At 64.5% G+C, this 25,373-nt stretch carries 25 protein-coding genes; 22 read left to right on the top strand and 3 right to left on the bottom strand.

The window, feature by feature from the left end; all coding sequences use genetic code 11:
- The first annotated feature begins 5 nt into the window (after positions 1 to 5).
- From AC1Z32_RS09930 to AC1Z32_RS09865, 14 genes are all read left to right on the top strand, one after another.
- The gene (locus tag AC1Z32_RS09930; RefSeq protein WP_483478542.1) at positions 6 to 971 is read left to right on the top strand and encodes a cupin domain-containing protein; all 966 of its coding nucleotides are present in this window, start codon (positions 6 to 8) and stop codon (positions 969 to 971) included.
- Positions 968 to 2,110, top strand: a complete 1,143-nt coding sequence (locus tag AC1Z32_RS09925) for an acyl-CoA dehydrogenase family protein (protein ID WP_483478541.1) — start codon at positions 968 to 970, stop codon at positions 2,108 to 2,110. Before AC1Z32_RS09930 ends, AC1Z32_RS09925 begins: the two co-directional genes overlap by 4 nt.
- A 22-nt stretch (positions 2,111 to 2,132) precedes the next feature.
- Entirely contained in the window at positions 2,133 to 3,632 is a 1,500-nt protein-coding gene (locus AC1Z32_RS09920) for an aldehyde dehydrogenase family protein (RefSeq protein ID WP_483478540.1), read from the top strand.
- A gap of 29 nt (positions 3,633 to 3,661) precedes the next feature.
- The gene (locus tag AC1Z32_RS09915; RefSeq protein WP_483478539.1) at positions 3,662 to 4,528 is read left to right on the top strand and encodes an enoyl-CoA hydratase-related protein; all 867 of its coding nucleotides are present in this window, start codon (positions 3,662 to 3,664) and stop codon (positions 4,526 to 4,528) included.
- A complete protein-coding gene (locus AC1Z32_RS09910) occupies positions 4,525 to 5,688 on the top strand; it encodes a CaiB/BaiF CoA transferase family protein (RefSeq protein ID WP_483478538.1) in 1,164 nt (387 codons plus the stop codon). The genes AC1Z32_RS09915 and AC1Z32_RS09910 overlap by 4 nt, the downstream gene beginning before the upstream one ends.
- Positions 5,689 to 5,694: 6 nt before the next feature.
- The gene (locus AC1Z32_RS09905; protein WP_483478537.1) at positions 5,695 to 6,951 is read left to right on the top strand and encodes an NAD(P)/FAD-dependent oxidoreductase; all 1,257 of its coding nucleotides are present in this window, start codon (positions 5,695 to 5,697) and stop codon (positions 6,949 to 6,951) included.
- Between the two features lie 22 nt (positions 6,952 to 6,973).
- The gene (locus tag AC1Z32_RS09900) at positions 6,974 to 7,285 is read left to right on the top strand and encodes a 2Fe-2S iron-sulfur cluster-binding protein (protein ID WP_483478536.1); all 312 of its coding nucleotides are present in this window, start codon (positions 6,974 to 6,976) and stop codon (positions 7,283 to 7,285) included.
- A gap of 11 nt (positions 7,286 to 7,296) precedes the next feature.
- Positions 7,297 to 8,169, top strand: a complete 873-nt coding sequence (locus AC1Z32_RS09895) for an acyl-CoA thioesterase (RefSeq protein ID WP_483478535.1) — start codon at positions 7,297 to 7,299, stop codon at positions 8,167 to 8,169.
- A gap of 20 nt (positions 8,170 to 8,189) precedes the next feature.
- Positions 8,190 to 9,857, top strand: coding sequence for an ATP-dependent acyl-CoA ligase (locus tag AC1Z32_RS09890; RefSeq protein ID WP_483478534.1), 1,668 nt, complete (start codon positions 8,190 to 8,192; stop codon positions 9,855 to 9,857).
- 166 nt (positions 9,858 to 10,023) lie between these two features.
- Positions 10,024 to 10,719 (top strand): SDR family NAD(P)-dependent oxidoreductase, encoded by a 696-nt coding sequence (locus tag AC1Z32_RS09885; protein ID WP_483478533.1) that lies wholly within the window; start codon positions 10,024 to 10,026, stop codon positions 10,717 to 10,719.
- An 87-nt stretch (positions 10,720 to 10,806) separates the two neighbouring features.
- Entirely contained in the window at positions 10,807 to 11,982 is a 1,176-nt protein-coding gene (locus tag AC1Z32_RS09880; protein WP_483478532.1) for a cytochrome P450, read from the top strand.
- Positions 11,983 to 12,025: 43 nt separating this feature from the next.
- Positions 12,026 to 12,277: a ferredoxin gene (locus tag AC1Z32_RS09875; protein ID WP_483478531.1), complete on the top strand. Its 252-nt coding sequence runs from the start codon at positions 12,026 to 12,028 to the stop codon at positions 12,275 to 12,277.
- Entirely contained in the window at positions 12,274 to 13,521 is a 1,248-nt protein-coding gene (locus AC1Z32_RS09870) for an NAD(P)/FAD-dependent oxidoreductase (RefSeq protein WP_483478530.1), read from the top strand. The genes AC1Z32_RS09875 and AC1Z32_RS09870 overlap by 4 nt, the downstream gene beginning before the upstream one ends.
- A 24-nt stretch (positions 13,522 to 13,545) precedes the next feature.
- Positions 13,546 to 14,706 (top strand): CaiB/BaiF CoA transferase family protein, encoded by a 1,161-nt coding sequence (locus AC1Z32_RS09865; protein WP_483478529.1) that lies wholly within the window; start codon positions 13,546 to 13,548, stop codon positions 14,704 to 14,706.
- A gap of 16 nt (positions 14,707 to 14,722) precedes the next feature.
- On the opposite strand, the gene AC1Z32_RS09860 is transcribed toward AC1Z32_RS09865, so the two are convergent.
- Genes AC1Z32_RS09860 through AC1Z32_RS09850 form a run of 3 tightly spaced genes read right to left on the bottom strand, consistent with a single transcriptional unit; the run spans position 14,723 to position 16,705 of the window.
- A complete protein-coding gene (locus AC1Z32_RS09860; protein ID WP_483478528.1) occupies positions 14,723 to 15,682 on the bottom strand; it encodes a LysR substrate-binding domain-containing protein in 960 nt (319 codons plus the stop codon).
- Between the two features lies 1 nt (position 15,683).
- A complete protein-coding gene (locus AC1Z32_RS09855) occupies positions 15,684 to 15,887 on the bottom strand; it encodes a hypothetical protein (RefSeq protein ID WP_483478527.1) in 204 nt (67 codons plus the stop codon).
- A gap of 20 nt (positions 15,888 to 15,907) precedes the next feature.
- Positions 15,908 to 16,705, bottom strand: a complete 798-nt coding sequence (locus AC1Z32_RS09850) for an SDR family NAD(P)-dependent oxidoreductase (protein ID WP_483478526.1) — start codon at positions 16,703 to 16,705, stop codon at positions 15,908 to 15,910.
- 118 nt (positions 16,706 to 16,823) lie between these two features.
- Between AC1Z32_RS09850 and AC1Z32_RS09845 the strand changes: the two genes are divergently transcribed.
- The 8 genes from AC1Z32_RS09845 (at position 16,824) to AC1Z32_RS09810 (ending at position 25,358) form a co-directional block, all read left to right on the top strand.
- On the top strand, positions 16,824 to 17,756 hold the full coding sequence (locus AC1Z32_RS09845; protein ID WP_483478525.1) for an AraC family transcriptional regulator: 933 nt from the start codon (positions 16,824 to 16,826) through the stop codon (positions 17,754 to 17,756).
- A 161-nt stretch (positions 17,757 to 17,917) separates the two neighbouring features.
- Positions 17,918 to 18,925 carry a ketopantoate reductase family protein gene (locus tag AC1Z32_RS09840; protein WP_483478524.1) on the top strand — a complete coding sequence of 336 codons (1,008 nt, stop codon included), beginning with the start codon at positions 17,918 to 17,920 and terminating at the stop codon, positions 18,923 to 18,925.
- Positions 18,922 to 20,067: a CaiB/BaiF CoA transferase family protein gene (locus tag AC1Z32_RS09835; protein WP_483478523.1), complete on the top strand. Its 1,146-nt coding sequence runs from the start codon at positions 18,922 to 18,924 to the stop codon at positions 20,065 to 20,067. The genes AC1Z32_RS09840 and AC1Z32_RS09835 overlap by 4 nt, the downstream gene beginning before the upstream one ends.
- Positions 20,068 to 20,113: 46 nt before the next feature.
- A complete protein-coding gene (locus AC1Z32_RS09830; RefSeq protein ID WP_483478814.1) occupies positions 20,114 to 20,596 on the top strand; it encodes a hotdog family protein in 483 nt (160 codons plus the stop codon).
- Between the two features lie 84 nt (positions 20,597 to 20,680).
- Positions 20,681 to 21,901: a porin gene (locus AC1Z32_RS09825; RefSeq protein ID WP_483478522.1), complete on the top strand. Its 1,221-nt coding sequence runs from the start codon at positions 20,681 to 20,683 to the stop codon at positions 21,899 to 21,901.
- 44 nt (positions 21,902 to 21,945) lie between these two features.
- The gene (locus AC1Z32_RS09820; protein WP_483478521.1) at positions 21,946 to 23,187 is read left to right on the top strand and encodes a cytochrome P450; all 1,242 of its coding nucleotides are present in this window, start codon (positions 21,946 to 21,948) and stop codon (positions 23,185 to 23,187) included.
- Positions 23,188 to 23,320: 133 nt separating this feature from the next.
- Positions 23,321 to 24,079, top strand: coding sequence for a glucose 1-dehydrogenase (locus AC1Z32_RS09815; RefSeq protein ID WP_483478520.1), 759 nt, complete (start codon positions 23,321 to 23,323; stop codon positions 24,077 to 24,079).
- 37 nt (positions 24,080 to 24,116) lie between these two features.
- Complete coding sequence (locus AC1Z32_RS09810; protein ID WP_483478519.1) at positions 24,117 to 25,358, top strand: cytochrome P450; 1,242 nt, start codon at positions 24,117 to 24,119, stop codon at positions 25,356 to 25,358.
- The last annotated feature ends 15 nt before the right edge of the window (positions 25,359 to 25,373 follow it).

The following is a 25,373-nucleotide window of genomic DNA, read 5'->3' as shown; positions in this document are numbered from 1 at the left end:
CCGTGATGTCACACACCGTCGCGCAGGCGCCGAGCGCGCCTGAAGGCTACTTCGAAGATTTGCATGCCCGCGCGCTGTCTCCGGGCTGGGCCAAGAAAGCGCCGCAGATGTGGCCGACGCCGCGCCCGCGCTTCGTGCCCGCCGTGTGGCGCTATGCCGATGCGCGCGCCGCGCTCGATGCCGCGTGCGCCTTCGTCTCGCCCGAGCAGGCCGAGCGGCGCAATCTGATCATGGTCGATCCGATTGCCGACAACATCTATCCGAGCTGCCGCAATCTGGTGGCCGCATACCAGCTCGTGCTGCCCGGCGAGACGGCGCGCTCGCACCGGCATTCGCCCAACGCGCTGCGCCTGATTCTCGATGCGGGCGAACGCACGTTCACGATCGTCAACGGCGTGCAGATCGACGTCGCGCCGGGCGACGTGGTGCTCACGCCTTCGTGGCACTGGCACGGTCATAGCAACTTCGGTGACGAGCCTGCCTTCTGGATCGACTTTCTCGACGTGCCGCTCGTGCAGAACCTCGAATGCATGTTCTTCGAGGACCATCCGCAGCGCAACGAACCGGTGACGTCGCACGAACCGGATTCGCCGATGCGTCACAAGCGCGCCGACCTCGAGCGGGGCGCGAGCAAACACGGCGCGTTCGATCTCGACACGGCATGTCTCAAGACTATCGGCGTGCAATCGATCGGGCTCGCGCATGGTCAGCGCAGCGAGCAGCGGCCGCGCATCGATAACAACCTGTACACCGTGATGAGCGGACGTGTGCGCATGACGGTCGAGCCGCTCGGCGCCGTCGAGCTTACACGCGGCGACGTGATCGCCATTCCCTGCTGGCGTGCATTCACGATCGAGAGCCTGTCCGAGCGGGCGCAGCTGATTCGCGTGAGCGACGAGCCCGCGATGCGCGCGCTTGGCTTTCGCGACGTGACGCTGTCTGACGCGTCGCATACGAGGAGAACACAGTGAGGTTCAGCGAAGAACAGGAAATGCTGCGCGACATGGTGCGCAGGGTCGCGGATGACAAGGTGCGCCCGCTCGTCGCGGAAATGGAGGAGACGCGCGACTTTCCGGATGCGCTCGTCGAGGTGTTCGGCGATCTCGGCCTCCTGCAGATGTGGGTGCCGGAGGAATACGGCGGACCGGGCGGCGATCTGACGTCGGTGTGCATCGCGAAGGAGGAGATCGGCAAGGTGTCGCTGGCCGCGTCGACGCTGTGCGCGAACAATTCGATCGGACTCATCCTGCCGCTGCTGCATTTCGGCACCGAGGCTCAAAAGGCGCGCTATCTGCCGCAAGCCGCGAAGGGCCGCACGATTTCCTCCGTCGCGATCACGGAGCCGGAGGCCGGGTCCGACGTCTCGGCAATCCGCACGACGGCGCGCCACGACGGCGCGTCGTATGTGATCGACGGACAGAAAAGCTGGATCACGTGGGCCGCGCAAGCGCACTTCATGCTGGTGTTCGCACGCACATCGGAAGGGCGGGGACACGAGGGCATCAGCGTGTTCCTCGTCGATACGAAAACGCCGGGCCTCAAGGTCGGGCGCAAGGAAGTGAAGATGGGCCGTCACGGCTCGCCGACCTATCAGGTGTTCTTCGAGAACATGCGCGTCGACGCCGAATGCCTGCTCGGCGAGGAAGGCCACGGTTTCAAGGCATGCATGAGGATTCTCGACCTCAACCGGCCTTCGGTCGCGGCTTCCTCGCTCGGGCTCGCGCAGGCGGCGCTCGATGAATCCGTGCAATACGCGAAGGACCGCCGCCAGTTCGGCAAGCGCATCGGCGACTTTCAGGCGATCCAGTTCAAGCTCGCCGACATGGCGATGAAGATCGAGGCCGCGCGCACGCTGCTCTACACGAGCACGCAGGAAATCGACGCGGGCGACACGAGCCGTCTCACGCTGCTTTCGTCGATGGCGAAGTGCTACGTCACCGACGTCGCCATGGAAGCCGCGCTCGAAGCCGTTCAGGTGCACGGCTCGTACGGTTACTCGACCGAATACCCCGTCGAGCGCTTCATGCGCGACGCGAAGCTGAATCAGATTCTCGAAGGCACCAACGAGATTCACCGGCTGATCATCGCGCGGCAGTTGCTCGGCAAGTGATTTGACCATCAAGGACACTGACATGACGACGAGTTTTCATCCGGCGCTGGGTGAGGCGGCCCGCGATTTCCTTTCGCGCGAACACGGATTGCTGATCGACGGCCGCACGATCGCATCCGATGGCGGCAGGCGCACCGACATCCTCGATCCCGCGACGGGCGAAGTGATCGCCACGGTAGCCGAAGCGACGGCCACGGACGTCGATCGTGCGGTCGACGCCGCGCGCCGCGCGCTGGAAGGGCCGTGGCGCAAAGTCATGCCTTCGGAGCGCACGCGCATGATGCTGCGCTTCGCCGATCTGATCGACGCCCACGGCGACCAGCTCGCGCAACTCGAATGCATCAACAGCGGCAAGCCGCTGCCGTTCTGCCGCAATGGAGACGTGGTCGGCATCGCCGAGATGCTGCGCTACATGGCCGGCTGGACCACGAAGATGGGCGGCGAGACGCCCAACGTATCGCTCGCGGGCGAGTGGCACGCGTACACGCTGCGTGAACCGGTGGGCGTGGTCGGCCAGATCATCCCGTGGAACTTCCCGCTCAACATGGCGATGTGGAAGATCGCGCCCGCGCTCGCCGCCGGTTGCGCGGTCGTGATGAAACCATCGGAGCAGACGCCGCTCACGGCGCTCAGGCTCGGCGAGCTCGCGCTGGAAGCGGGCATTCCGCCGGGCGTGCTGAACATCGTGACGGGCTTCGGCAATCCCGTGGGCTCAGCGATCGCCGCGCATCCGGGCATCGACAAGGTTGCGTTCACGGGCTCGGGCGAAACGGGACGGCGCATCCTGCAAGCCGCGAGCGGCAACCTCAAGCGTGTTTCGCTGGAATTGGGCGGCAAGTCGCCCGTGATCGTCTTTCCCGATGCGAATCTCGAAGCCGCCGCCGCAGGCGTGTGTTCGTCGATCTTTTTTCACGCCGGGCAAATCTGCGCGGCCGGCTCGCGGCTCTATGTCCACGAACGCGCATTCGAGCCGATGCTGGAACTCATCGCGAAGCGCGCGAACGGCATGAAGATGGGCCACGGTCTCGATGCCGGCACCGACATGGGTCCCGTCATCTCGCGACGTCAGCTCGATCGCGTGGCGGGCTACATTCATAGCGGACAGGAAGAAGGCGCGACGCTTTACGCGGGCGGAGGATCGTCGGGCGAGCGCGGCTTCTTCGTGCAGCCGACCGTGCTGACGGGCGTGAAGCCTGGCATGAAGGTGCACGACGAAGAGATCTTCGGGCCGGTGCTGTGCGCGATGTCCTTCGACGACGACGACCTCGACCGAATTGCCGCCACCGCCAACGCTTCCATCTACGGACTCGCGGCCAGTATCTGGACGAAGGACATCGGCCGCGCGCACAAGATGGCGCGCCGCATGCAGGCGGGCATCGTCAACGTGAACGCGCTTTCATCGCCGGACGCGACCTTGCCGTACGGCGGCTACAAGCAATCCGGCTGGGGCCGCGAGCGCGGCTTCGAGGCGATCGAGCTGTACACCGAAGTCAAGGCGGTCGCGATCAACCTGAACAACTGACGCACGCCCCACAGGACAGGAGAACACGCATGACAGGCAGCATCGACTATGTCGCGAAGGACGGCCGGGCCTACATCACGATCAACCGCCCGGAGAAGAAGAACGCGATGACGAGCGCCATGCTCGATCAACTCATGGATGGCTACGACCGCGCCGAAGCCGACGACGACGTGCGGGTGGTCGTGCTGCAAGGCGCCGGCGAAGATTTCACGACCGGCCACGATCTGGCTGAAGTCGGCACGGAATACGGCGAAACGACCTACGACGAGAAAGGCCGTCCCCGCAAGCCGAGCCAGCGCGCGCGGCTGTTGCACGACAAGCGGTATATCGAACGCTTCGAGCGCATTTTCAAGTTTCTCAAGCCAACGCTGTCGCTGGTGAAAGGCTATTGTCTGGGCGGCGGATTGTATCTGGCCGAAGCGTCGGATCTCGTCATCGCGGCCGACACCGCGAAGATGGGACATCCGGAGCAGAAGCTCGGGCTGTCCGGCGCGGCCTACTTCGCCGCCTGGGAAATGATGACGCTCGGCCCGCGCAAGGCGCGCGAACTGCTGCTGATGGCGGACGTCTGGGACGCTCAGACCTGCCTCGCGAACGGTCTCGTCAACAAGGTCGTGCCAGGCGCCTCGCTTGTAGAAGCCGGCGAGGAATGGGCGGAGCGGATCGTACGCTTGCCGCGCGACGGGATCGTGATGGGCAAAGCCGCCACGAATCTGGCGATGAACGCGCTCGGCATCGACGCGCAATTCTCGTACGGTCACGTGCTGCATGCGCTCGCCACCAACGTGCGCTACGAATCCGACGAGTTCAACTTCATGAAGCAGCGCCGCGACAAGGGCGTGCGTGCGTCGAACCACGAGCGCGAAGCGTTCTACACCGAAAAGGAAAAAGCATGAAGACGGCGCTGCAAGGCCTGAAGGTGCTCGACTTCACGCAGATGATGACGGGCCCGTTCGCGACGATGATGCTCGGCGATTGCGGCGCCGACGTGATCAAGGTCGAGCAGCCGGAGGGCGATCCGTTTCGCCGCTCGGGCGAAACGACGCTCAATGGAGACGGTGCGTTTTTTCTCGGCGTGAACCGCAACAAACGCGGCATCGTGCTCGATCTGAAGACGGAGGAAGGACAGGCCGCCGCGCGCGCGCTCGCCGCCGAAGCCGATGTGCTGGTCGAAAACTTCCGCCCCGGTTTCACGGAGCGTGTCGGTATCGCTTATGAAGCGCTGCGTGAGCTGAATCCACGCCTCGTCTATTGCTCGATCTCGGGTTTCGACCGCAACGGCAGCGACCGGAATCGTCCGGCGCTGGACATGATCATTCAGGCGATCTCGGGCGTCATGCAGGTCACGGGCACTGAGGAATCCGGGCCGCTCAAGACGGGCTTTCCGTTCTCGGATCTCGTCACCGCGCTGCTCGCGACGATCGGCATGCTCACCGCGTTGCAGGCACGCGAGCGCACGGGCGAAGGTCAGCGCGTCGATCTGTCGATGCTCGACGCCAGCATCTTCAGCCAGGTGCCGCGCGACGTGTATTTCGATCTGACTGCGAAGACACCTTTGCGCATGGGCAATCAGCACTGGGACATCGTGCCGAACAACACGTACGCGACCTCCGACGGCCGCGACATCATGATCATCACGATCAACGACAAGTTCTGGCAGGTGCTGTGCGATGCGCTCGATGCGCCGGAGCTGAAGACCGAAGAACGCTTCGCCACGAAGGCCGCGCGTCTCGCGAACCGCGATCTCGTCAACGAACGCCTCGCCGCGATCTTCGCGACGCGCGATCTCGACGAGTGGGAAGCGCGCCTCTCGGCGGCAGGCGCGATCTACGGTGCGGTGCGCACGTGGCCTGAAGTGTTCAGCGATCCACACGTGGTCGACAAGCTGTTGAAGACGCTGCCGCATCCGAAGGGCGGCGAATTCAAGATCATCAACAACCCGCTGAACTTTTCCGCGACGCCGACGCGCATCGATCGCTCGCCGCCGATGCTCGGCGAGCACAACCAAGAAGTGCTCGCAAGGCGCGGCGACGCGTGGCCCGCCGTGAGCGCGTGAGATCAGATGAGCCAGGAGGACATCGTGGAGCGGACCTGCATCATCGTCGGCGGGAGCCATGCGGCGGCGCAACTCGCGCCGAGTCTTCGGCAGGAAGGCTGGGAAGGGCGCATCGTCGTGATCGGCGACGAGCCGCATCTGCCTTATCACCGGCCGCCTCTGTCGAAGGCGTATCTGCTCGGCGAGAAAAGCAGCAGCGATCTGCTGATCCGCACAGCGGACGCGTATGCCAAATTCGGCATCGAGTTTCGTCTCGGCGAGCGGGTCGTCGCGATCGATCGCGAGCGCAAGTCGGTGACGCTGCGCGACGGCGCGTCGCTCGCCTACAACAAGCTCGCGCTGTGCACCGGCACGCGCGTGCGAACCGTCGCGCTGCCGGGCTCGGAACTGGAAGGCGTCCATTACCTGCGCGGCATCGCGGACATCGATCGCATCAGGCAGCATGTGCGGTCGGGCGGGCACGCGGTGATCGTCGGCGGCGGCTATATCGGTCTCGAGACGGCGGCCGTGCTCAATCGGCTCGGCATGCGCGTGAGCGTGCTCGAAATGGCGCCGCGCGTGCTCGCGCGCGTCACGGCGCCGGAGGTGTCCGCGTTCTTCGAGCGCGTGCATCGCGAGGAGGGTGTCGACATTCGCACGAGCGTCACGGTCGATCGAATCGAAGGCAAGGATCGCGTCGAGCGGATCGTACTGGGTGACGGCACGGCGTTGCCGGCGAATCTCGTTGTGATCGGCGTGGGCGTGGCGCCGAATGTCGAACTCGCGCAGGCAGCCGGGCTCGATATCGATAACGGCATCGTCGTGGATGCGTGCGCGCGGACCTCGGACCCGGATATCGTCGCGGCCGGCGATTGCACGATGCATCCGTCGCCATACTACGGGCGCATCCGCCTCGAATCCGTGCCCAACGCGACGGAGCAGGCGAAGGCCGCCGCCGCGGCGCTGTGCGGCAAGGACAAACCGTATCGCGCGCTGCCGTGGTTCTGGTCCGACCAATACGACATCAAGCTACAGATCGCGGGCCTCAACACGGGTTACGACCAGGTCGTCGTGCGCGGGACGCGCAACACTGGGCGCAGCTTCAGCGCGTTCTATCTGAAGCGCGGCCGGCTCGTCGCGGCGGATTGCGTCAACCGCGCGCAGGAATTCATGCTCAGCAAGCGCCTGATCGCCGAGGGCATCGCGGTCGATGCATCGCGCCTTGCCGACGAAGCGTATCCATTGAAGTCGTTGTTCGAAACGTTGCAGCAGCAGTCCGATTGATTCAGCCAGAGAGAGGTGTGCAATGCCAGTCGTCAAATACGTGCAGGTGAGCGGCGAGACCACGGAAGTCGACGTGCCGCTCGGCAGTTCCGTGATGCAGGGGGCCGTCGACAACATGATCGCGGGTATCGTCGCGGAATGCGGCGGCGCGTGCAGTTGCGCGACCTGCGAGGTCTATGTGGACGATGCGTGGATGAGCGCGGTCGGCGAAGCGTGCGATATCGAGCGCGAAATGCTCGAAGGTCTCGGCGAGCCGCGCGGCAACAGCCGTCTGAGCTGCCAGATCGAGATCACGCCGGAACTGGACGGTCTCGTCGTCGCGATTCCCGGCTGAAGGGAGGACGCATGGCGCTGACGGTGAGCGATCTGCTCGCGGCGTTGCGGGTGCGCGAGGAAAGTCGTCACGTGTTCTCGGGCGAATCGCTCGTCGATGGCGTGAAGCGCATCTATGGCGGACAACTGCTCGCGCAGTCGATCATGGCGATGGGTCGCACCGTGCGCGAGTCGCACGGCCTGCATTCGATGCAGGGATATTTCGTGCATCCCGGCGACGTGACGAAGCGCCTCCGTTTCGAGGTGCAGCCGGTGCGCGATGGCCGCAGCTTCGGCACGCGCCGTGTGACCGTCACGCAGGAGGAGCGCGTGGTTTTCATCGGGGCGGCTTCGTTTCAGGCAGCCGAGAGCCAGGACGCACGTCTTGCGCCGATGCCGCCCGCGCCGCCGCCCGAACACCTGCCCGCCGAAGCGGACTTTTATGCACGCGAAGCGCATCTGCTGGAACGCCGCCGCTCGCACGTATCGACGATCATGCGGCTCTTCGAGCGGCGCAGCGAGCTGTGGCGGCCCTGGCTCGATCCGGGCGCGATGGCGCCCGTCAACGGGCTCTGGTGCCGGTTGCGCGAGCCGTGCGGCGACGATCCGCTGCTCTGTCATGCCGTGCTTGCCTACGCGAGCGATCTCGACCTGATGACCACCGCGATGCGTCCGCGCGGCTACGGCACGATGGACCGCCGTGCGCGCTCGGCGAGCCTCGATCACGCGATGTGGTTCCATGCGCCGGTTCGGCCCGATGCGTGGTTCTACTACGACATGTCGGGGCCTTGCGCGGCGAACCATCGCGGCCTCGGCGCCGGCGCGCTGTATCAGGACGGGCGGCGGGTGAGCACCGCGATGCAGGAAGGGCTGATGCGGGTCATGGAAGATCAAAGTCTTGCGTGACGCCGTCGCGCAATCTGAGGATGAGCGACACGATGGGTCAGTGGGACGACAAGTTCGAACGCGCCGCGCGCAGATGGAACGAGTGGACGATGCAAGAGTACGCGCAGACGGATCGCGTGATCGGCCGGATCATCGAGGACAAGGCGCGGCGCAATCCGCATCACGAAGTGTTCCGCTTTCGCGATCGGACCGTCAGCTTCGAGGAACTGAACGCGATGTCGAATCGCGCAGCGAACGGCTTTCGCGCGCTGGGCGTCGGGCCTGGCGAAAAGGTTGCACTGATGCTCGCGAACCGCGTCGAATTCCTGTTCGCGTGGTTCGGCCTGAACAGGATCGGCGCGGTGTGCGTGCCGATCAACGTCGCGCTGAAGGGCGAGGGGCTCGCGTATCAGATCGATCATGCCGATTGCATCGCGCTCGTCGCCGAGCCCGCGTATTTCGATGCGCTCGGCGCGATCGCGGAGCGGCTGCCGCAGCTGCATCACACGATCGTCGTGGATGGGCGCGCGCTGCCGCATCTCACGGGATGGCCCGGCCGCGAAGCCTTGCACTTCGACGAACTGATGTGCCGCGCGGAAACCGCACCCGGCGTACCCGTCGACTTCAGACAGCTTTCGACCATCTCGTACACGTCCGGAACGACGGGGCGCTCAAAGGGCGTGCTGATCAGCCATCACTACTGGTACGAGATCTGGTCGCAGGCGCTGCAGTATTCGCGCTATACGGACAAGGACGTGCTCTACACCGGCCTGCCGTTCTTTCACACGAGTGCGCACGGCACGACCGGTCCCGCGATTCTCGCGGAGGCGCAGGCCGTGTTCGTCGAACGCTTTTCCGCGACCCGCATGCTCGACGACTGTCGCCGCTGGAACTGCACGTCGGCGAAATTCATCGGCGGCATGCTGTCGATCCTGATGAAGCAGGCGCCATCGCCGCTCGACGCCGACAATCCGCTGCGCCTGATGGTGGGCGCGGCCGCGCCGCCGCATGTGTGGCATGCGTTCGAGGCGCGCTTCAATACGCGGCTGCTGGAGCTGTACGGCATGACCGAGTGCAGCAGTTGTCTCGTGAACCCATACGAGGACCGACGCGCGGGCGCGTGCGGCAAGGCCATCACGGGCTATGACGTGCGCGTCGTCGACGATCTGGATAACGAAGTCGGTCGTGGACAGACCGGCGAGATGGTCGTGAGGCCGCAACGGCCCTATCTCGGCACGAGCGGCTACTACAAGGACCCCGAGGCGACGCTGGAACTGTTCCGCAACCTGTGGATTCACACGGGCGACCTCGCGCGGCAGGACGACGACGGCTATTTTCACTTCGTCGACAGAAAGAAGCAGGCGCTGAGGCGGCGCGGCGAGAACATCTCGTCGTTCGAGGTCGAGGCCGTGATCGGCGCGCATCCGGCAGTGCTCGAATCGTGCGTGGTGGGCGTGCCTTCGGAGTTGGGGGAGGATGACGTGAAGGCCGTCATCGTGTTGAGGAGTGGCGAGCAGTTGACGGAGATCGAACTCGTCCGCTGGTGCGAGACGCGCCTCGCCTACTTCGCGATTCCGCGTTACGTCGCGTTTCGCGACAGCCTGCCGAAGACGCCGAGCGAGCGCGTCGAGAAGTATCGGCTGCGCGCGGAAGGCGTCACCGCCGACTGCTGGGATCGCGAGCACGCGGGCATCGTCATTCAGCGCTGATGCGCGCCTTCCCGAAGCGGCAACGATAGGAATTCGGTCTCAGGATCTCGCAAAACAGTATTGGACCTGCAGCGCCAGCCGCGCGAATCTTGAGCCTGAGCCGCTCGATGAAGAGCGAGCATGAGGATGATCCGGTTCAAGACCAAATCGTGAGGAGAGTTGAAACATGACCACCAGCGTTGCAGTCGTTACGGGCTCGAACGGCCTGACGGGACAAGCCATTTGCAGGAACCTGAGCGAGCGCGGCTATAAGGTCGTCGGGCTCGACGTTGCCGAGTCGGGCAAGGGCGAGTACGCCTACCGCAAATGCGACGTGACCGATATCGAGCAAATCCGCTCGGCCGTCGAAGCCATCGACGCGGAGCACGGCACCATTCGCGTGCTCATCAACAACGCGGGCGTCTGGCACGGCAAGACGTTCTTCGACATCTCGCCTGCCGACTACGACTTCACCTACGGCGTCAACGCGCGCGCGCCGTTCTTTCTGAGCCAGGAAGTGGCGAAGCGTCTCGTGAAGGCGGGCGGCGGCGGCGTGATCGTCAACCTCGCGTCGATCGTCGCGACGGCGGGCAGCGGCGTGACGGACTACGGCGGCTCTAAGGCGGCGGTCATCAACCTGACGAAGAGCCTCGCGAAGCCGCTCGGGCCGCACGGCATTCGCGTCGCGGCTGTGTCGCCGGGCACGATCAACACGGCAATGGGCGAGAAGGTGCCCAAGGAGATCCGCGACAAGCTCATCGCCGGTTCGGGCCTGCAACGCGCAGCGGAGCCGGAAGAGATTGCATCGGCCATCGGCTTTCTCGTCAGCGACGACGCGCGCTACGTGACGGGCGCGACGCTCGACGTCAACGGCGGTCTGTGAGCGGCTTCCCGACATGAACTCAATCATTCAATGGATGTGAGGGGAGGCGCGATGTCTGGATGTCCTTTCAGCAAGCCGGCGTTCCCGATGCCACGGCAATGCCCGTTCGTTCCGCCCGCGGAATACCGCGACTTTCAGCAGCAGCCGAGGCCGGTGCAGGTGCGGATGTGGGACGGCAAGGACGCATGGCTCTTCACGCGCTACGACGACGTGCGCGCCGTGCTCGGCGACAACCGCTTCAGCGGCGACCCGCATGTGAGCGGCTTTCCGAGCCTCTCGCCCGCGCGCAACGCCGTGCTCGATCTGGAGCCCGCGTTCATTCGCATGGACCCGCCGCAGCACGGACACTTTCGCCGCATGCTGACCAAGGAGTTCATGATCAAGCGCGTGAGCGAGATGCGCCCGCGCATCGAATCGATCTTCAGCCGGCTCGTGGATGAACTGCTCGAAAAAGGGCCGCCCGCGAATCTGGTCGAGGACCTCTTTCTGCCGCTCACGTCCGAAGTGATCGCGGGCCTGCTCGACGTGCCCGCGAGCGATCATGGTTTCTTCCAGGAGCAAAGCCGCCTCAAGGTGCTGCTCGATGTCGATCCGTCGATTCCGAAGGCGGCGTCGGACCGCATCCTGTCGTATCTCGACCGGCTGATCACCGAGCGCGCCAAAGATGCCGAAAGCCGAACGGACCTTCTCAGCCGTTTGATCGTCGAGCAGGTCAGGCCGGGGCATCTGACGCATCGCGAGCTGGTCATCATGGCCGAACTGCTGCTGATGGCCGGCCACGAAACGACCGCGAACCAGATGGCGCTCGGCGTGTTCAGCTTCCTGACCAATCCGGACCAGTTGCGTCTGTTGCGCGAAACCCCTTCGTTGCTGCGCAATGCAGTCGAGGAGATGCTGCGTTTTCACACCATCGTGCACTACAACGCGTTCCGGGTCGCGACGGAAGACGTCGAAGTGGCGGGCCAGATGATTCGCAAGGGCGAAGGCGTGATCGCGCTGATTTCCGGCGCGAATCACGACGCCACCGCGTTCGAGCAGCCGGATCGTTTCGACATCACGCGCAAGGCTGATCATCACGTCGCGTTCAGCTATGGCATTCACCAGTGCCTCGGCCAGCCGCTCGCGCGGGTGGAATTGCAGGTCGTGTTCGCGACGCTCTTCGAACGCATGCCGGACTTGCGTTTCGCCGTGCCGCTCGAAGCGGTCAAGGGCAAGGGCGATCATTTCGTGCAGGGTCTCGAATCCTTGCCCGTCACCTGGTAATCAACTGCAGCGCGCTCATCGTAGCGATGAAGGAGAGTAGGGCATGGCAAACGGAAACTTCAAACTGCGCGTGGCCGTCGACCAGGACGTGTGCGTCGGCGCGGGACTGTGCGTGCTGTCGAGCGCCGACGTGTTCGACCAGCGCGACGAGGACGGCGTCGTGAAGCTGTTGCAGACGGAGCCGGACGAGGCGCTCTATGAAAAGGTGCTCGGCGCGGCGCGCAAATGCCCGTCGAAGGCGATCAAAGTCGAGAAACTGACGGACGACGCAGCCACGCAGGAGAGCGGGCAGTGAACGCGCGGCCCGAATCGGTCGTGATCGTCGGCGCGGGGCAGGCCGGGCTGCAGGTCGCGGCTTCCTTGCGCGAGGAAGGGTACGAAGGCGTGATCCGGCTCATCGGCGACGAAGCGGGCTTGCCGTATCAAAGGCCGCCGCTGTCGAAGCGCTTTTTGACGGGCGATGTCGCGGTAGACGAACTGAGCCTCGAAGAAGCGCACTGGTTCGACGATGCGCGCATCGAGCGGCTGGCGGGCGAGCGCGTCGGCGCGATCGATCGCCGGCGGCGGCGTCTTTCGCTGCTGTCTGGGCGCATCGTTCCGTACGGGCATCTCGTGCTCGCGACGGGATCGCGCAATCGCTCGCTGCCGTTTTCGACGCAACCCGCGCACGGCGTCGTGTCGCTGCGCTCGGTGGCCGATGCACAACGGTTGAAGGCAGGGCTCGACGATGCGCGGCGCGTGGTGGTGATCGGCGCGGGCTTCCTCGGCCTGGAGGTCGCGAGCATCGCGGCCGCGCGAGGATGCGACGTGCATGTGGTCGAATCGGTCGATCGCGTGATGAAGCGGGCCATCTCGGCGGACATGTCGTCGGCGTGCACCGCGCATCATGAATCGGCGGGCGTGCGCTTCACGTTCGACGCACGCGTCGAGCGCATCGTCGGCCGCGATGATCGTGTCTGCGGCGTCGAGCTTGCCGACGGCTCGCGGCTCGACGCTGATCTCGTGCTCGTGGCCGCGGGCGTGGTGCCGAACGGCGAGCTTGCGGCCGCGTGCGGGCTGTCCGTGTTCAACGGCGTCATCGTCGATGAGCGCCTGCGCACGTCGGACCCGGCGATCTCCGCGATCGGCGATTGCGCCGCCTTTCCCTATGCGTTCGACGGCGGCGACCTGCTGCGTCTCGAATCCGTGCAGAATGCCGTCGATCAGGCGCGCCATGTCGCGCGCGCCCTGCTCGGCGATACGGCGCCGTACGGCCAGACGCCGGTCTTCTGGAGCGATCAGGGCGGCGCGCGGCTGCAAATCGCGGGCGTCGCGCGCAGGCTCGACAGCAGCGTGCTGCGCGGCGACCCCGCGTCGGGGGCATTCTCGGTGTTCCGCTACCGGCATCATCGGCTGACGGGCGTCGAGTCGTGCAACCGGCCAGCCGATCACATGGCCGCGCGACGGCTCCTGCAACGGCGCATCAGTCCGTCGCGCGAGCAGGCCGCCGACCCTTCGTTCGATCTGAGGCTGTTGCTGACGCTCGAGGAAGCGGTCTGAGACCCGGCGCGGAGAAAGACATTCATGGTTTCATCGCCCATTCTCGACGGCATCCGCATTCTCGACATGACGTCGGTGATCTTCGGTCCCTATTGCACGGCGACGCTCGCGGAATTGGGCGCGGATGTCATCAAGATCGAGCCGCTCGCGGGCGACGAGATCAGGCGCGTCGGACGGCCGGCGAAAACGCGCGGCATGGGGCCGGCGCACATGACGCTCAATCGCGGCAAGCGCTCGGTCGTGTGGGATCTGAAGACGCCGCGCGGCAAGGCATCGCTGCTGCGCCTCATCGCCCGTTGCGATGTGTTCATCCATAACCTGCGGCGCGAGGCGATCGAGCGGCTGGGTCTCACCTACGACGCCCTCCGCGAGCAGCATCCGCGGCTCGTCTACGTGCATTGCACGGGCTTCGGCGAGGGCGGACCGTATGCGGGCAGGCCCGCGTACGACGACATCATTCAGGCGGCATCCGGTGCGGCGAGTCTCTTGCCGCGCGCCGACGGCAATCCGGCGCCGCGCTATCTTCCGATGGCGATGGCGGACAAGGTCGCGGGCCTGCATGCGACCTACGCCGTGCTCGGCGCGCTGCTGCATCGCGAGCGCAGTGGGCAGGGTCAGGCCGTCGAAGTGCCGATGTTCGAGAGCTTCACGCATTTCCTGTTGCAGGAGCATCTGTATGGCCGCGCGTTCGTTCCACCCACCGATGCGGCGGGCTATCCGCGCCAGCTCGATCCCTTGCGTCAGCCGCTGAAGTGTCCGGACGGCTACATCGCGGTCGCGCCTTATACCGACGAACGCTGGGTGCGCTTCTTCGACGTGACGGGTCGCGCGGACTTTCTGAAGCGCGAGAAGCTGTGCACGGCGCGCGAGCGTTTCCATGCGCTCGATCGCATGAATGCGGAAATGGCCCGCATCGTCGCGGAAAAGCCCGTGCGCTACTGGCTCACGTTATTCGCGCAATGCGATATTCCGGCGTCGGAAGTGCGTGATCTCGATGACGTGCTGGACGATCCACATCTGAAGTCGGTGGGCTTCTTCCAACGCTCGACGCATCCATCGGAAGGGGATTGCCTGCAGATGCGTCTGCCGGTGCGCTTTCACGGCGTGCGCCCGGCCGGGTTGCGCGCGGCGCCGCATCTGGGCGAGCACAGCGATGAGATCGACGACTGGCTCAACGGCGCGTGAGCGACGGCGCTGATCGTCAGGCCGCGGCGGCTTCGACGAGACGCGGCGTCGAGGTATCGATGAAGTACTCGGGATGACGAGCGATCAGTTGCGCCGCGTTTGCGCGCGCGGCTTCGCGCCACGCATTGAGCAGCGGCGGCACGCGGTCCTTGTGCCACGCGAGCGACAGCGAGACGCCCGCGGTTTCGACGGCGAGCGGCCGATAGGCGACGCCGTGCGGCTGCATCAGTTGCATGACGGCCGGCACGACCGCGACGCCCACGCCGGCCGCGACGAGACACGCGGACGTATGCATGTCGTAGGCTTCTTTCGCGACGTTGGGCTTGAGATTGGCGTCCTCGAAGATATCGAGGATCTTGTCGCCGTAGCCGCGTTCCGTCGCGGTGCCGCGCGCGACCGCGATCAGCGGCCAATTGGCGAGATCGTGCAGATCAACGGGGCCGGGAACGTCGTACTCGCTGCCGGCAGGCACCGCGACCACGAGCAACTCGCGATACAGCAGCTCGGTCACGATGTTGTGATCGAAGATATGTCCACGCACCAGACCGACTTCGATCAGGCCTTCCTTGAGCCCCGCGATCTGTTGCGAGATGGTCATTTCCTGGAGGCTCACGTCCGAATTCGGCGCGAGCGTATTGAAGATGCGCAGCGTGTTCGGCAGGAAGCAGTAGATCGCCGTGTAGATCGAGCCGACGATCAGATGCGCGCGCGCTCCGCGTCCCGAGGCGCGCACCGCGGCAATGGCTGCCGACGCGGTATTGAGCACGCGCTGCGCATGCTCGACGAGGATTTCACCCGCCGGCGTGAGCAGCACCTTGCGTTTCTCGCGCGTGAAAAGCGGCGTGCCCAGTTCGTCTTCCAGCGCGATGATCTGCGCGCTTAACGCCGGCTGCGCGATGTTCACGCGTTCCGAGGCGCGCGTGAAATTCAGCTCGGCGGCCACGGCGAGAAAGTACTGGAGTTGGCGCATGTTCATGTCAGCGTTCCTTTGCTGTTCGCGTGCAGCCGACCGCGGCGGTCGGCCCACGCAGGTTCGATGCCGCGCCGCCCGCATATTCGGCGACGAGGGGCGCGTCGGCCGTCTGACGGATCGGGTCGGTCATGTACAACGCGAGAGACAGCGCCCGCGTGAGGCGACGCGCGAACATCGCTGCTTCGCCGTGCCTGGCCGTCGTTCGCATCGGGTCGTCTCGCGTGGCGCTCAGTGCACGCCGCGCCACGCGAGCGTGCCGGCGTCGACGCTGAACGTGGCGCCCGTCGAGAACGATGCTTCGTCGGACGCAAGGAAGCACACGAGCTTCGCGACTTCCTCGGGACGCCCGAGCCGCTTGAGCAGATGCGTGCCCCACAGACGCGCGCGCGCCTTCTCGTGATCCACCGCGTGCTCGACGCTGTGGCTCAGCATGGGCGTGTCGATCGCGCCCGGCGCGAAGGCATTGCAGCGGATGCCCGCATCGGCGAGATCGAGCGCGATCGCCTTGGTCAGCATCACGACGCCGCCCTTGCTCGCCGCATACGCGGGCAAACCCGGATACGCGACGCTGCCGGCGACCGACGCGCCGTTGACGATGGCCGGGCTCTTCGTCGACTTGCGCAGCCACGGCGCGGCGAATTTGCTCGCGAGCCACATCGCCTTGAGATTGACGTTCATCACGGTGTCCCACACGTGCTCGGGCAGGTCTTCGATGGTCGGCGCGCGGCCCGTGAGACCGTCGTCGGTGACGCCGGCGTTGTTGACGAGCACGTCGATGCCGCCGGCGAGCCGCGCGGTTTCATCGATCATGTAGCGGATCGAGTCCGGGTCCGACAGGTCGGTGCGAATGAAGCGGCTTTGCGCGCCTGCCTGAGCGACTTCGTGGGCGGCCGTCGCACCGCGGTCTTCCTGCAGGTCCGCAAGCGTGACCCACGCGGCGCCCTGGCACGCTGCTTCGATCGCGATCGCGCGGCCCATGCCCTGTGCCGCGCCCGTGACCACGACGATCCGGTCCTTGAGCTTCATAACGTGTCTCCGTCTTGTTTTTGCCGATGAAAGCACCGGTTGTCGAGATACAAGTTAAGGCAACGTGATGAGTTAATCTATAAGAGACCGTCTCTGAAAATTTATCGATCGTCTCAATATGGACATCCTCAATGACATCATCCGGCTCATGCGCCCCCAGGCGATCAGCTGGAGAGCGGTCGAGGCGCACGGCCGCTGGGGCATGAGCGTGCCGTGCCGGGACATACCCGTGTTCTGCCTCGTCGTCGCGGGGCAATGCTGGTATGTGCCGCGCCACGGCCAGCCGCTGCTCATGCGGCAGGGCGATTACCTGCTCATGCGGGCGACCGCCCGTTACTGCCTCGTGAGCGACCTCGACGCGGGCGCCACATTGCGCGAGCTGGAGCAGGAAGTCGCAAGCGATCAGTACGCGCGATGGGACGAGGGCTCCAGCGGCGACAGGGTGCAGCTCGTCGGGGGCTACTTCGAGATCGGACCCGAACATGCGGCGCTGTTCTCGCGCATGCTGCCGGACTTTCTGTACATCCGTTCGTCGGACGAGGAAGCGGGAAGGCTCTCGCGCCTCATCGCGCTGATCGGCGAAGAATCGAGCTGCAACCTGCCGGGACACGACCTGGTGATGAGCCGTCTCGTCGAAATCATGCTGGTCGAAGTGTGGCGCCGACCACTGACCCGGATCGACGCGCGCGAGGCGGGGTGGTTCAGCGGCATGGCCGATCCGCACATCCACCTCGCGCTGCAGAAGATGCACGCGGATGTCGCGCGTCACTGGACCGTCGATCTGCTCGCGAAGGACGTGGGCATGTCGCGCGCCGCGTTCGCACGGCGCTTCGCCGAGCGCGTGGGCGTCGCGCCGGCAACGTATCTGTCGAACTGGCGCATCGCGCTCGCCAAGGATGCGCTCATCAACAGCGAGCGTTCGATCATCGATATCGCGTTGTCCATCGGCTACTACTCGGACAGCGCATTCAGCACGGCATTCAGCCGCACGGTGGGGGTCGCGCCCGCAGCGTTCCGACGCGCGAGACGAAGCGAGCAGGCCGTGCGATAAGCGCTTTTTCAGCTATACGCCGATCTGCTTGAATCATCGTTTTTTAGTATTTCCCCTCGTGCCGGAGTGGCCCGTATCTTGTGCCCATAGCAGGCGTCTGCGATCGCTTCTTGGTGTAGCGATGCATGGCGCGGTTCATGGAATTCGCAAGAGAGCGCACTATGCTGAGAGTATGCATTTTCGGTGGCGGGGCAATCGGCGGCTATCTGGCGGCGCATCTCGCGCGCGCCCGCCGCTGCGAAGTGAGCGTCGTTGCGCGCGGCAGGACGCTCGATGCGATCCGCTCGCACGGACTGCGCGTCAAGACCGCGAGCGATGACTTCACCGTACCTGTGCGCGCCACCTCGGACACACGCGAGCTCGGCGTGCAGGACTATGTGTTCATCACGCTCAAGGCCCATCAGGTCGAGGCGGCGCTCGACCAGATCGCGCCGCTGATCGGACCGCACACGGCAGTACTGCCGCCGACCACCGGCATTCCCTACTACTTCTTTCACAAGTTTCCCGGCCGTTTCGACGGCACGCAGTTGTCTGCGCTCGACCGTGACGGACGCCAGTGGCGTGCGATCGCGCCGAGCCAGGTGCTGGGCTGTGTCTACTGGATCGGCGCGCATGCGAGCGCGCCGGGCGTGATCGTGCAGGACGGGGCGAAAGCCGGTTGTCCGGTCGGCGAGCTCGACGGCAGCGACTCCGAACGCGTGCGTGCACTGAGCGAATTGCTGTGCGCGAGCGGCGTCGACGCGAAAGTGAACAAGGACATTCGAGCGGCGATATGGGTCAAATTCGTCAACAGCCTCGCGTTCAATCCCGTCGCGCTGCTCACGCAAGGCACGCTCGGCGAGATGGCCGAGGCGCACGGCGTCCTGCCCATTGTCAGGGCGATGATGTTCGAAGCCGATGCGGTCGCCGCGCAACTGGGGCTTGCCATCGGTCCGGCGCCGGACAGGCGCATCGCCATGACGGTCAGCGCGTCGCATCATCGAATGTCGATGCTTCAGGATCTCGAGGCAGGCCGGCCGCTCGAACTCGAACCTCTCAGCCGCTCGATTCGCGCGCTGCGCGATCTCACGGACGTCGCCACACCCACGCTGGACATGGTGCTCGCGATGGCGCATCTGCGCGCCGTCACCGCGACGCACGAGGACACCAAACAGGAGCAACACGCATGACCCACGCATCCACCACCACCGCCACGCACGACGATGCCTTCACACGACCGCTCGCCGGCGTGAAGGTCGTCGAGGCATGCAGCTATATATCCGGACCGTTCTGCGCGCAAATGTTGTCCGACCTGGGCGCGGACGTCATCAAGGTCGAGCCGCCCGCGGGCGATCCGTATCGCAATTTCGGGCATGGCTGGAAAGGGGTGGGCACGGTCTGGACCAACGCGAATCGCGGCAAGCGCAGCGTCACGCTCGATCTCAAGTCCGCCGGCGACCTCGCGAAATTCAAGGCGCTGCTGCACGATGCGGATCTGTATATCGAAAACTGGCGTCCGCATGTGTCGGCGTCGCTCGGCCTGAGCTTCGAGGCGGTGAGCGCGCTGAATCCGCGCATCGTCCAGCTTTCGATCACGGGCTACGGCCCGGACGGCGAGCTCGCCGCCGAGCCCGCTTTCGACGCGCTGATCCAGGGCCGCACCGGCCTGCTCAGCTACGAAGCGGCGGGCGGCGCGCCGCGCGCGACGAACACCTTCGTGGCGGACAAGGTCGCCGCGATCTTCGCCGCCCAGATGGCGCTCTCGGGGCTGATCGCACGCGACAGGGCGCAGAAGGCGATCCATCTCGAGACATCGATGCTCGACATGCTGTCCTACTACAACTTTCCGGACATGTTCCACAACCGCGCGTTCATCGACGATGCATCGCCTGAAACGCTCGCGCCCCAACCCGTGCTCGCGACCAGCGATGGTCATCTGGTGGTGTCGCCGGTGTCAGGCAAGCAGTTGAGCCGCACGCTCGACGCAGTGGGCCATCCCGAATGGAAGGACGAGTTGAAGAAGATCACCAGCAAGCGCGACATGACGCATGCGTTCTTCGAGCGCATCGCCGCCCCGCTCCGGCAGAACACGACCGCGCACTGGCTGGCGCGCTTTCGCGAACTCGACGTGCCGGCCGGCCCCGTCAATGCCCCCGACGCTCACTTGAACGATCCGCAGGTGCGGCACAACCAGCTCTATTCGCAACTGGAAACGCCTGCGGGCACGGTCCGGGCCATTCGCTATCCCGCGCGCTTCAACGGGCATCTGCTGAGGCCTCGTCAGGCCGCGCCCACGCTGGGCGAAGGCAACGCCGAGCTGCTCGGATCGTGACTCAGGCACGGCAAGCGCGTTCGAACCGGAGAAACCAGTGCCCATTATGCTAAGCGGCGTAGAAGGCATACGCGCCTGTCTGGACTTCCATCTCGGTCACAGCGACTGGATGGAAGTCGATCAGGCGATGCTCGATCGCTTCGAATCGCTGACCGATGATCGTGGGCCGGACCACGTCGACGGATCGCTTCAGGCCTTCGCGCCTTGCAGCGTCGTACTCGCCTTGCTGATCCCGCTGCTTCAGCAGATCTACGTCCTCGAAGACACACTGAATGTCGCCCTTCACCGGGTCGAACAAGTTCAGTTCATGGCGCCCGTGCCGACGGGTTCGGGGCTGCGCGTCGGCGCGACCGTCAGGGCCGTTCAGCCGGCGGGAGACCACTGGCATCTGAGTCTCGAATGCGTGATGGAGTGCGACGCCTTCGCGAAACCCGTGCTGCGGGCGAACGTGCTGTATCGGTTCCGCTCTGCATCCGTGCCGGGCATGTCGCATCTGTCCCTGTGCAGGCCGGACCTGAGTTGTCGTTGAAATGAGATTTCGCCTCACTCGATCAGCTTAATCAAGTAGTTATCCAAATCAAAAATCTCAAAGATATGAGACATGGAGACAGCAATGAAATATTGGAGATGGCCGTCAGCCGCCTTGGTGTTGTTCGCATCCGCACACGCTTCCGCGCAGAGCAACGTGTTGATTTACGGCATCATCGATTACGGTCTGAACTTCGTGAACAACGCGCAGACGGCCGTGCCCGGCGGAGGACGGACGGGCAGCCATCAGTACGCGATGAGCAGCAGCATCATGCAGGGCAATCGCCTGGGATTTCGCGGCACTGAAGATCTCGGCGGCGGCTATCAGGCGATCTTCGTGCTGGAGAACGGCTTCGATATCGGCACGGGCACGCTGGCTCAGGGCGGCAACATGTTCGGCCGGCAGGCGTATGTCGGTCTCGCGTCGCCATACGGCACGGTGACGATGGGCCGCCAATACGACTCGGTGGTCGATTTCATCGGGCCGATCACCGGCTCGGTCGGCAACGGCACCTATGCGCTGCACGGCAACGACATCAACAACTTCGGCAACACGTATCGGGTGAACAATGCCGTCAAGTTCACCAGCAACACATACGGCGGGTTCAAGTTCGGCGGGCTGTACAGCTTCGGCGGCGTGGCGGGATCGTTCGGCACCAACAGCATTTACTCCGCTGGCGCGTCTTACGCTAACGGACCGTTCACGGCGGCCGTGGCGTATTTGCGCGCCCGCGACCCGAACCGCTCGTTCTTCGGCAACAACCCCAACAGTTCGAGCACGGCCAACAACCTCGGCGCGACGAGCGGCGTTCAGACCAACCCGGTGTATGGCGCGTTTGCCTCGGCGGCGTATTACCAGGTCATGGGCGCCGCGTTTCAATACTCGGTGCAAAGCCTGGTCTTCGGTTTCGACTATTCGCACATCACGTTCGGGGACTTGAACTCTCCCTCGTCGGGCAATCTCGCGCTCACCAATCCGCGGGGCTATACCGGAAATGCGGCCTTCAACAGCTACAACGTGTTCGCGCGCTATGCCATCACGCCTTTTCTCTGGCTGAACGGCTCGTATGACTATCTCGTCGGCGGTGGAATCGACGGGAAGGACAGCGCGAAATATCACATGTTCAACGCGTCTGTTGATTACTTTCTTTCGAAGCGGACCGACGTCTACTTCATGGCGAACTATCAGGTCGCGTCCGGAGTGGATTCGACCGGGCAGTCCGCCGTGGCGTCCTATCTGACGATCACGCCGTCGAATACCGCACATCAGGTGGTGCTGCGTGTCGGCATGCGGCACCGCTTCTAGAACGCACTCGCCAGAGCGCTTATCCAACCCACGCCGAGGAACGAATGAACAGTCCCGAGAGTACCGTCACATGCCCGTTCGCCACGGAGCGCTTTCCGTGGCCGCGAGACAGCGCCGCACCGCTCGTGCCGCCGCGTCAGTATGCGGTGTTGCGCGAGCGGGCGCCCATCGTTCAGGTGAGCCTGTGGGACGGCAGTCTCGCGTGGCTCGTGACCGACATGGAGCATTTCCGCGAAGTGATGACAAGCCCGCATTTCAGCGCGTCGCCGTTGACGCCCGGTTTTCCGTTCGTGTCGCCGTCGCGGGCCGCGCAGTCGAAGTCGTATCAGACCTTCATCACGATGGACCCGCCCGAGCACGGCCAGTATCGCCGCACGCTGACGAAGGAGTTCATGGCCAAGCGCATGCAGGAACTCCGTCCGCTGGTCCAGCGGTCGCTCGATCAGCTTCTCGACGACATGGAAAGCCGGGGCGCGCCGGCCGATTTCATCGAGGCCGTCGCGTTGCCGCTTCCCTCGCTCGTCATCTCGATCATGCTCGGCGTGCCCTACGAGGACCACGACAAGCTGCAGAAATGGAGCGGCGACCGGATGGATCTGTCGATCGCGCCCGAGGCGTTGACGCAGTCGGCGAAGCACATGACTCAATACATCGACGCGCTGTTGCTCGAAAAGGAACGCCAACCGGGCGACGGCAGCGATCTGTTGAGCCGCATGGCGATCGAATGGATCAATCCCGGCAAGGTGTCGCATGCCGACGCTGTCCAGATGGCGACGCTGCTGTATCTCGCCGGCCACGAGACGACGGCGAACCAGATCGGCCTCGGGCTGCTGAGCCTCTTTCAGCATCCCGAGCAACGCGCGGCGCTGATGGCGGATGCGTCGCTCGTGAAAGGCGCAGTGGAAGAAATGCTGCGTTTTCATTCGATCACGCACATGAATTCGAATCGGGTCGCCACGGAAGACGTCGTGATCGGTGGCCAGCTGATTCGCAAGGGCGAGGGCGTGCTGGCCCTGCTGCATGGAGCCAACCACGATCCCGTTGCGTTTCCCGAACCCGAACGGTTCGATATCGGCCGCGATACGAAGGAGCAGTCGCATGTCGCATTCTCATTCGGCATTCACCAGTGCCTTGGGCAGCCGCTCGCGCGGCTCGAACTTCAGGTCGTGTTCGAGACCCTCTTCAAGCGTTTCCCGAATCTTCAGCTCGCCGTGCCCGAGGATGCGCTGCGTTACAAGGACAAGTCGTTCGTCTACGGATTGAAGGCGCTGCCGGTCCGTTGGTAAGCGGAGGTCACGATGAAAAGGCATTGGTTCGCGAAGCGTATTCACGCCACGCTCGACGCGCTGATCACACTCTTCGCCAGCCTGGCGATGACCGCATAGCGAAGCGTGGGAAGGGAAACAGGAGAAGCAGCACATGGATCGACATTTCGGCGGCAAGGTGGCGCTGGTCACGGGCGCCGCATCGGGCATCGGCCGGGCCTCGGCGATGGGTTTCGCACGCAGGGGCGCGGCGGTTGTGGTGGCGGACGCGGACAAGACCGGCGGCGAGGAGACGGTGCGGCTCATCGAGGCGCATTGCGACACGCGAGCGACGTTCATCGAGGTCGACGTCACCGATGCGGCATCGGTCAAGGCGATGGTGCAATCGACCGTCGAGCGGTTCGGCGCGCTCGACATGGCATTCAACAACGCGGGCGTGCCGGATCGCGCCGCGAGTCTCCATGTGTCCACGCAGGACAACTGGGATCGCGTGATGTCCGTGAATCTGGAGGGCGTGTGGCACTGCATGAAAGCGGAACTGGATCACATGCTGGCCTTGGGGAAGGGCGCGATCGTGAACAACGCATCGCGGTCCGGCCTCGTCGGCGTGCCGTCGGATGGCGTGTACGGCGCGGCGAAGCACGGTGTCGTGGGGTTGACGAAGGCGGCGGCGATTGAGTTCGCAGCGAAAGGTATCCGCGTCAATGCTGTGTGTCCGGGACTCGTCGAAACAGCCCTCACACGCGCCCGATTCGGCGATGAACTGATAGCACGCTCGAAGCTCGCCAATCCGCTCGGCAGGATGGCGCAACCCGAGGAAATCGCGGACGCCGTGACGTGGCTCTGTTCGGATGCGGCTTCCTTCGTGGTTGGCGTGGCGCTGCCCGTCGACGGCGGCGCCACCGCGCGTTGAACAGATCGACAAGTTCACAGACGAGGAGACAGAACCCATGACGAGCGATACATCCTTCCAGCCGTGCACGCGCGAAGACGACCATTTTCCGTGGCCGCGAACGGCCCAATGTCCGCTGCAGCCGCCACCGCGTTACGCGAGCGTTCGCGAGAGTGAGCCCATCAAGCGCGTGAAGACGTGGGACGGCAGCACGGTTTGGGTGGTAACGAAGATGAAGGACTTGAGGGACGTGCTGACGAGCCCGCACTTCAGCGCTTCGCCGCAGACCCAGGGTTATCCGTCGGTGTCGCCAGCGCGGGCGGAGCAGTCGCGGTCTTATCAGACTTTCATCACGATGGACCCACCGGAGCATGGCCAGTACAGGCGCACGCTGACCAAGGAGTTCATGATGAAACGTATCGACGAACTGCGTCCCTTCGTGCAGAAGACGCTCGATACGTTGCTCGACAAGATGATCGAAAAGGGCGCGCCGGCGGATTTCATCCAGGATGTGGCGCTGCCGCTTCCTTCCGTGGTCATTTCCATTATGCTCGGCGTACCGTATGAAGACCACGCGCGTCTGCAACTGCTGAGCAGCAACCGCATGAATCTCGACATCAGTCCGGAGTTGCTCAGGAAATCCGCGCACGAGATGGAGCAGTACATTGACCGTCTTCTGCTTGCGAAGGAGCGGAAGCCGGGCGACGGTGGCGATCTGCTGAGCCGTCTCGCGATCGAATGGATCAACACCGGCAAGCTTTCCCATGCCGACGCCGTGCAGATGGGCGCGTTGCTGTATCTCGCCGGGCACGAGACGACGGCGAACCAGATCGGTCTCGGGTTGCTGAGCTTGCTGCAGGATCGCGCGCAGGTGGACGCGCTGATTGCCGACCCGTCACTCGTGCGCGGCGCCGTCGAGGAGATGTTGCGCTTTCATTCCATCACGCACATGAATTCCGCTCGCGTGGCGACCGCGGATGTCGTTATCGGTGGCCAGTTGATTCGCAAGGGCGAGGGTGTGTTCGCACCGGTTCAGGCGGCGAATCACGATCCGGAGGCGTTTCCGGAGCCCGACCGATTCGATATTCGTCGCGATAGCAAGGGGGCGTCTCATGTTGCATTTTCGTTCGGTGTGCACCAGTGTCTGGGGCAGCCTCTCGCGCGGCTCGAACTCCAGGTGTTATTTGAAGCGCTGTTCAAGCGGCTGCCGGCACTGCGTCTCGCCGTGCCCTTCGATGCACTTGAGTTCAAGCGCAACGGCAATGTCTTCGGCGTGGTTTCATTGCCGGTCGAATGGTAGTTTCAGCTTCCATTG

The organism is Caballeronia sp. 11_S32, from assembly GCF_056930355.1.
Note: the sequence above shows the minus strand (reverse complement) of the source record. Positions and strands in the feature narration are given on the sequence as shown.

Coding starts and splice junctions, on each gene's coding strand:
- AC1Z32_RS09930 (WP_483478542.1), top strand. CDS start 6: ATGTCACACACCGTCGCGCAGGCGCCGAGCGCGCCTGAAGGCTACTTC.
- AC1Z32_RS09920 (WP_483478540.1), top strand. CDS start 2,133: ATGACGACGAGTTTTCATCCGGCGCTGGGTGAGGCGGCCCGCGATTTC.
- AC1Z32_RS09915 (WP_483478539.1), top strand. CDS start 3,662: ATGACAGGCAGCATCGACTATGTCGCGAAGGACGGCCGGGCCTACATC.
- AC1Z32_RS09910 (WP_483478538.1), top strand. CDS start 4,525: ATGAAGACGGCGCTGCAAGGCCTGAAGGTGCTCGACTTCACGCAGATG.
- AC1Z32_RS09905 (WP_483478537.1), top strand. CDS start 5,695: ATGAGCCAGGAGGACATCGTGGAGCGGACCTGCATCATCGTCGGCGGG.
- AC1Z32_RS09900 (WP_483478536.1), top strand. CDS start 6,974: ATGCCAGTCGTCAAATACGTGCAGGTGAGCGGCGAGACCACGGAAGTC.
- AC1Z32_RS09895 (WP_483478535.1), top strand. CDS start 7,297: ATGGCGCTGACGGTGAGCGATCTGCTCGCGGCGTTGCGGGTGCGCGAG.
- AC1Z32_RS09890 (WP_483478534.1), top strand. CDS start 8,190: ATGAGCGACACGATGGGTCAGTGGGACGACAAGTTCGAACGCGCCGCG.
- AC1Z32_RS09885 (WP_483478533.1), top strand. CDS start 10,024: ATGACCACCAGCGTTGCAGTCGTTACGGGCTCGAACGGCCTGACGGGA.
- AC1Z32_RS09880 (WP_483478532.1), top strand. CDS start 10,807: ATGCCACGGCAATGCCCGTTCGTTCCGCCCGCGGAATACCGCGACTTT.
- AC1Z32_RS09875 (WP_483478531.1), top strand. CDS start 12,026: ATGGCAAACGGAAACTTCAAACTGCGCGTGGCCGTCGACCAGGACGTG.
- AC1Z32_RS09865 (WP_483478529.1), top strand. CDS start 13,546: ATGGTTTCATCGCCCATTCTCGACGGCATCCGCATTCTCGACATGACG.
- AC1Z32_RS09860 (WP_483478528.1), bottom strand. CDS start 15,682: ATGAACATGCGCCAACTCCAGTACTTTCTCGCCGTGGCCGCCGAGCTG.
- AC1Z32_RS09855 (WP_483478527.1), bottom strand. CDS start 15,887: ATGCGAACGACGGCCAGGCACGGCGAAGCAGCGATGTTCGCGCGTCGC.
- AC1Z32_RS09850 (WP_483478526.1), bottom strand. CDS start 16,705: ATGAAGCTCAAGGACCGGATCGTCGTGGTCACGGGCGCGGCACAGGGC.
- AC1Z32_RS09845 (WP_483478525.1), top strand. CDS start 16,824: ATGGACATCCTCAATGACATCATCCGGCTCATGCGCCCCCAGGCGATC.
- AC1Z32_RS09840 (WP_483478524.1), top strand. CDS start 17,918: ATGCTGAGAGTATGCATTTTCGGTGGCGGGGCAATCGGCGGCTATCTG.
- AC1Z32_RS09835 (WP_483478523.1), top strand. CDS start 18,922: ATGACCCACGCATCCACCACCACCGCCACGCACGACGATGCCTTCACA.
- AC1Z32_RS09830 (WP_483478814.1), top strand. CDS start 20,114: ATGCTAAGCGGCGTAGAAGGCATACGCGCCTGTCTGGACTTCCATCTC.
- AC1Z32_RS09825 (WP_483478522.1), top strand. CDS start 20,681: ATGAAATATTGGAGATGGCCGTCAGCCGCCTTGGTGTTGTTCGCATCC.
- AC1Z32_RS09820 (WP_483478521.1), top strand. CDS start 21,946: ATGAACAGTCCCGAGAGTACCGTCACATGCCCGTTCGCCACGGAGCGC.
- AC1Z32_RS09815 (WP_483478520.1), top strand. CDS start 23,321: ATGGATCGACATTTCGGCGGCAAGGTGGCGCTGGTCACGGGCGCCGCA.
- AC1Z32_RS09810 (WP_483478519.1), top strand. CDS start 24,117: ATGACGAGCGATACATCCTTCCAGCCGTGCACGCGCGAAGACGACCAT.